Origin of the sequence: Candidatus Nitrotoga sp. BS, assembly GCF_927797785.1 — a bacterium.
Taxonomy (GTDB): domain Bacteria; phylum Pseudomonadota; class Gammaproteobacteria; order Burkholderiales; family Gallionellaceae; genus Nitrotoga.
The window spans coordinates 1-5,333 of sequence record NZ_CAKMLL010000095.1 but is presented as its reverse complement, the minus strand read 5'-3'; the positions used below and the strand labels follow the sequence as shown (position 1 = coordinate 5,333).

The following is a 5,333-nucleotide window of genomic DNA, read 5'->3' as shown; positions in this document are numbered from 1 at the left end:
TTTCTTCGGCGCGATTTTCGGCAACCGCCGATTACTGCGCTAACATTCAAACAAAATATTGTAATGTTGGAACTGACCCCAATGCCCTGCCACTAGTCTGACTCCAATCCCATGCAAAGGTTGAGACAGGCCTGTCATAATGCACGCTGCGAAATGTATCCTCCCTTTTTCCACCACATCGCCATAACTCAAAATGGAGATCCAAAATTGAATTACTATTCGATCATTCTCGGCCTCTTCATCATCGGCGGGTTTGGTGCCGTCCTATGGGGCTGGATCATTTTCGCCAAGGCACGAAAAACGCTGCGCTGGCCCATGGTGGAAGGCGTCATTGAACAATCCGCGCCCACGTCAGAAGCTTACGACCTGCTGCCACACATCCAGTTCAGCTACTCAGTGGCTGCGCATATTTATCAGCGCACACTGGAGTTTCCAGATGGTACCAGCCCATCGCCGGAGCTCGCCACCAGCTATGCCAAAAAATACCCTGCCGGTGCCAAAGTATCCGTGTATTACAACCCGGATCAGCCGGATCAAGCCACACTTGAGCCCGGCCTGGCCAGGGGCGACTGGATGATACCCGCCTTGGGAATTGCCGCAATGGCCTTGGGGATCTTCGCCCTTTTTTTCAGCAGCTATAATTGAATTGGGGTCAGTCTGACCCCAAGTCCTGCGGAATTATCTGGAGCAAGCGTAGCCTGGGCTAAAGTAGGTTGGTGCTGAGCTTGCGAAGCCCAACATCACAAGCAATTATGGCCACTGGCCAGGTCTTGCAATCATGTATTTTTGAGCGAAGTTTTATGGGGCGTACTGCTGACAGTGGAATTATGCACCCCAAGGCATCGGTAATTTTCTGCATCGTATAATCATCGGTCTTATAAGCCTTCTACATTTTGTATTGCAAGATTTGGCTCCGTTGCTTCCTGATAAAAGCTGCGACCTTGCGACAACCACCTCGGCGTATTGATAAATTCTGTTTCAGTCACTCCCAGTCTTGCCTTTATAATCCCGTTTTGTTCCATTTTAGTGAGAATGCAACCATGCGTATGACCGGTATTATGGTGCTGTTAGCACTTCTGTTGCAAAGCTGCGGAACCAAGGGGGCGCTATTTTTGCCACCGGCGCAGCCCTTAGTCCAGCTACTTCCTGATCAACATAAATAGCCATGACCGATTATTTCAAATACCAGCGTAATCAGCTTTATGCCGAACAAGTACCTCTAGCTGATATCGCACAACGATTTGGAACGCCATGCTACGTGTACTCACACAGTGCGTTAGCCGATAGCTATCGCCAGTTTGCTGAGGCATTCGAAGAGCGCAATCATTTGATTTGCTACGCGGTGAAGGCCAACCCTAATATCGCTATCTTGAATCTGTTCGCCAAGTTGGGTGCCGGCTTTGATATCGTTTCCGGTGGCGAATTACAGCGTGTGCTGGCGGCTGGAGGCGCGGCGAATAAAGTGGTGTTTTCCGGTGTGGGCAAAACCGTGGCAGAAATGCAGCTGGCCCTGGAAGCGGGCATTCTGTGCTTTAACGTGGAATCGGAAGCGGAACTCTCTCGTCTGAATGAAGTGGCCGGACAAATCAATAAGGTGGCACCAGTCAGTCTACGCGTGAATCCAGACGTGGATGCCAAGACACACCCCTATATTTCCACTGGCTTGAAACAAAATAAGTTTGGCGTCGCTTATACGGAAGCGCTGGCGTTATACCGCAAGGCGAGTGAGCTACCGCATCTGCGCGTGGTTGGTATGGATTGTCACATTGGTTCGCAGTTGACCGAACTTAGTCCATTTATTGCCGCAACAGAAAAAATGTTGGTGCTGGTAAATGCGCTGGCAAGCGAGGGGATTCATCTTGAGCATCTCGACATGGGTGGTGGATTAGGCATCTGTTATCAGGACGAAACCCCGCCTGCCATTGCCGATTATGCCAAGGCGCTACTCAGCGCCTTGCAGGGACGTAGCGAAAAAATTATTATTGAGCCGGGAAGGGTGCTGGTTGGCAATGCCGGCGTGCTGCTGACCAAGGTTGAATATCTCAAGCATGGCGAAGAAAAACACTTCGCCATCGTCGATGCGGCAATGAACGATCTGATGCGTCCGGCTTTGTACGATGCTTATCATCGCATCCAGCCAGTTCAGCCAAGTGATATGCCAGTGCAACAATATGAAGTGGTGGGGCCGGTATGCGAAACCGGCGACTTCCTTGGGAATGCTCGTAAACTGGCTATCTCGCAGGGTGATCTGGTTGCGGTGATGTCGGCTGGCGCCTATGGCATGAGCATGAGTTCAAACTACAACACGCGCCCACGTGCAGCCGAAGTAATGGTGGCTGGTGAAGTCGTTCAACTTATCCGAGAGCGTGAAACGGTGGAGCAACTGTTTGCCGGCGAAAAACTTTTTTGTTAAAAACAAAAATAAGAAAATTGCTTATTCACTTTTCTGTAGCTGACGATCTATTATGTTTGTCGGCTCAATTCATATGAACTCTATGAAATGTACATGAAATCGTACGAAGTCGCTTTTCTGTTCCAGAGTTGATTCACCTGATTGGGACTGGAAGCGAAATGGGGAATCATATAGGCTTCGGGCTGCTAGCGTGAGAGCGTAACTCTATAAATAGGAGAATATCCATGGTAAAGAAGCGCGTAACAAGCAAATCAGTATCCGCAGTAGCTAAAGAATCTGCCCCAAAAACTACCCGACCGGAATCAGAATCCAGGCGCGTAAAACCCGATGGCAGAAGTGTCGAGAATAAAATTAGCAGAACACTAGATGCGTTTCCTGACAAGATTGATCTTAAAGACTGGGAATATTTGCCTACACTCCAGGCTCTACCCGATGAGATTGTTAACATCCACGCGGTTCCTGACATTCTTGATCAAGGCACTGAAGGCGCGTGTACGGGCTTTGCCCTTGCGGCAGTTATCAATTTCTTACTCCATAAACGCAAGCTAAAGCGACGCATTAGTCCGCGCATGATTTATGAACTTGCCCGTCGCTATGATGAATGGCCGGGAGAAAGCTATTCCGGATCCTCGGCGAGGGGTGCCATGAAGGGCTGGGAGCGCCATGGTGTATGTACGCAAAAACTCTGGCCTGACGAACTGCACGGTGCAAACAATTTTGATCAAAAGCGTGCCGAGGAAGCAACTCTGACACCAGGCGGCGCTTATTACAGAGTCGATTTCAGGCAGGTGCGTCATGTGCATGCAGCCATTCATGAAGTCGGCATCGTATATGCCACATTAATGGTGCATGCAGGATGGGGACAGCCCGGACCATCTACGGTTTCAATCACAACGGGTGTTGGCAGCAAGTCCCAAAAACTTAAAATTCCCGTGATCCAGCGTCAGGGACATGCGGACGGTGGACATGCGATAGCCCTTGTCGGCTATACCTCTCAAGGTTTCGTAATCCAGAATTCATGGGGGACAAGATGGGGCCAAAATGGGTTTGCCTTGTTGCCATACGAAGACTTTATGATTCATGCCACCGATGTTTGGGTCGCTCAACTCGGCGTGCCTGTAAAAGCGGATCTCTGGGCGAAGGGCGCGGCAGATGTCACGAGCGGAACCTTCCGCGCGGGACAGGTTATCCCTCTAAACGAAATTCGGCCATACGTAATCGATGTTGGAAACAACGGCAAGCTCTCAGACCGAGGTAACTACTGGACCACGGAAGAAGACTTGGAAAGATTGTTTGTAGAAACCATACCAGCCAAAACTAAGGATTGGGCAAAAAAACGAGTGATGTTATACATTCATGGGGGGCTGAATGGCGAACAGGATGTAGCCAAACGGATTATTGCATTTCGCAACGTTTGTCTTGCTAACGAAATTTACCCGCTACACATTATGTGGGAGAGCGATTGGTTCAATACCACCAAGAATATCATTAAGGATAAGTTCACTGCAGCTGATGAGCGGGCGGGTGGCGCATTTCTTGACCACTTGCGCGATGCGAAGGATCGTGTGCTTGAGCTAACCTTAGCCTATCCGGGCGGAAAGCTGTGGGGAGAAATGGTGGAAAATGCAGCGCTGGCCTCCAAAAATGACGCAGGCGCGATGCAGCTCTTGGCAAAATATGCGAAAGCAGCGAAAGAAAACCTTGGCAAAAAGGCGGAGGGCGATTGGGAGCTTCATGTGGTTGGCCACAGCGCCGGTTCCATATTTGCCGCATACGCCATTCCGCAATTGGCCAGTCTGGGTATATCCTGGAAAACGCTTCAATTCATGGCCCCAGCCATTCGGATAGATCTGTTCAAAAAGATAGTGCTGCCAAAAATAATGGATAATAGCTGTCCAAAGCCCAGCTTATATAATCTGAGTGAGGTGGGGGAGCGTGACGATGATGTCGGTCCTTATGGGAAATCCCTACTGTATTTGGTCAGTAATGCCTTTGAAGGGTCTCGGGAAGTACCGTTGCTCGGCATGCAAAAATTTCTGGAAGAAGATCGACAGTTATTTAAACTTTTAAATAGTGCAGTCGATGGCCTGCCTGGCATCGTAATATCCGGGGCAGGAGACAAACCCGGAGTAATATCTAAAAGCGAGACCCACGGTGGCTTCGACAACGATCCTAACACCATGAACTCGGTTCTTGTCCGGATTCTTGGTGAGTTGCCCAAGGTTCCTTTCACCGCTCGAGATCTGAATTTCTAATATCGGAATTGATAACCGAATTTACGAGATACTTCCTTTTTGTCGTAGAAATTTCAAAGTAAAATATAAGCGGTCGAAAGGAATATTTCATCCAAGGGATCAAACGCTTTGGAGAAATTAGTCGTAATGTTTAGTGCCAGCCTGGGATTCCGCAACTTGGTCGCTTGCGCCATTCTTGTGTCGCTGTGTAACAGCTTTCCCCGGTTGGCTTTGCGCTGATTCATCCGTGCATGTTCAGTCACCTACTTATCAGGACGCAAATATGAAATCGATATTTTCTGCTCTAGTGATTTATTCATTTTTTTGTGTTTCAGCTTTCGCTGCTCCAGCTTCATGGTATCAATGGAAAAGCAAATTAAATAACGAACAATACTGCGCACAAACCTCTCCCGGTTTTGGATGGGAACAGAATAGTGGCCCCTACAAAGATGCTCATTGTGAGATTCGTGTGATCGACAGAAACAAAGTTGTACTGCCAAACCCAACAGTAAGTCACATCTTGCACCATGACATTTTGCAACAGTAAGAAATTTTTTCAGCATCAAATAAATGTTTAGCCAAACTTCTCGCTACGACAAGCATCTGCTATGGCGAGAAGTGTAAGTAAAACCACTGCTGTCCGGTTAATACGCGAATAGATTCAATTGATTACTGGGGGTGACATT

4 protein-coding genes are annotated in these 5,333 nt (G+C 48.6%); all 4 read left to right on the top strand.

Features of this window, described 5'->3' with window-relative positions; all coding sequences use genetic code 11:
- Nucleotides 1–207: 207 nt before the first annotated feature.
- The 4 genes from MJ769_RS11650 (at nucleotide 208) to MJ769_RS11635 (ending at nucleotide 5,194) form a co-directional block, all read left to right on the top strand.
- Nucleotides 208–645: a DUF3592 domain-containing protein gene (locus MJ769_RS11650; RefSeq protein WP_239237312.1), complete on the top strand. Its 438-nt coding sequence runs from the start codon at nucleotides 208–210 to the stop codon at nucleotides 643–645.
- Between the two features lie 520 nt (nucleotides 646–1,165).
- Nucleotides 1,166–2,413 carry a diaminopimelate decarboxylase gene (gene lysA / locus MJ769_RS11645; protein ID WP_239237311.1) on the top strand — a complete coding sequence of 416 codons (1,248 nt, stop codon included), beginning with the start codon at nucleotides 1,166–1,168 and terminating at the stop codon, nucleotides 2,411–2,413.
- Nucleotides 2,414–2,637: 224 nt separating this feature from the next.
- On the top strand, nucleotides 2,638–4,668 hold the full coding sequence (locus tag MJ769_RS11640; RefSeq protein WP_239237310.1) for a C1 family peptidase: 2,031 nt from the start codon (nucleotides 2,638–2,640) through the stop codon (nucleotides 4,666–4,668).
- Between the two features lie 262 nt (nucleotides 4,669–4,930).
- The gene (locus MJ769_RS11635) at nucleotides 4,931–5,194 is read left to right on the top strand and encodes a hypothetical protein (protein ID WP_239237309.1); all 264 of its coding nucleotides are present in this window, start codon (nucleotides 4,931–4,933) and stop codon (nucleotides 5,192–5,194) included.
- The last annotated feature ends 139 nt before the right edge of the window (nucleotides 5,195–5,333 follow it).

Coding starts and splice junctions, on each gene's coding strand:
- MJ769_RS11635 (WP_239237309.1), top strand. CDS start 4,931: ATGAAATCGATATTTTCTGCTCTAGTGATTTATTCATTTTTTTGTGTT.
- MJ769_RS11640 (WP_239237310.1), top strand. CDS start 2,638: ATGGTAAAGAAGCGCGTAACAAGCAAATCAGTATCCGCAGTAGCTAAA.
- lysA (WP_239237311.1), top strand. CDS start 1,166: ATGACCGATTATTTCAAATACCAGCGTAATCAGCTTTATGCCGAACAA.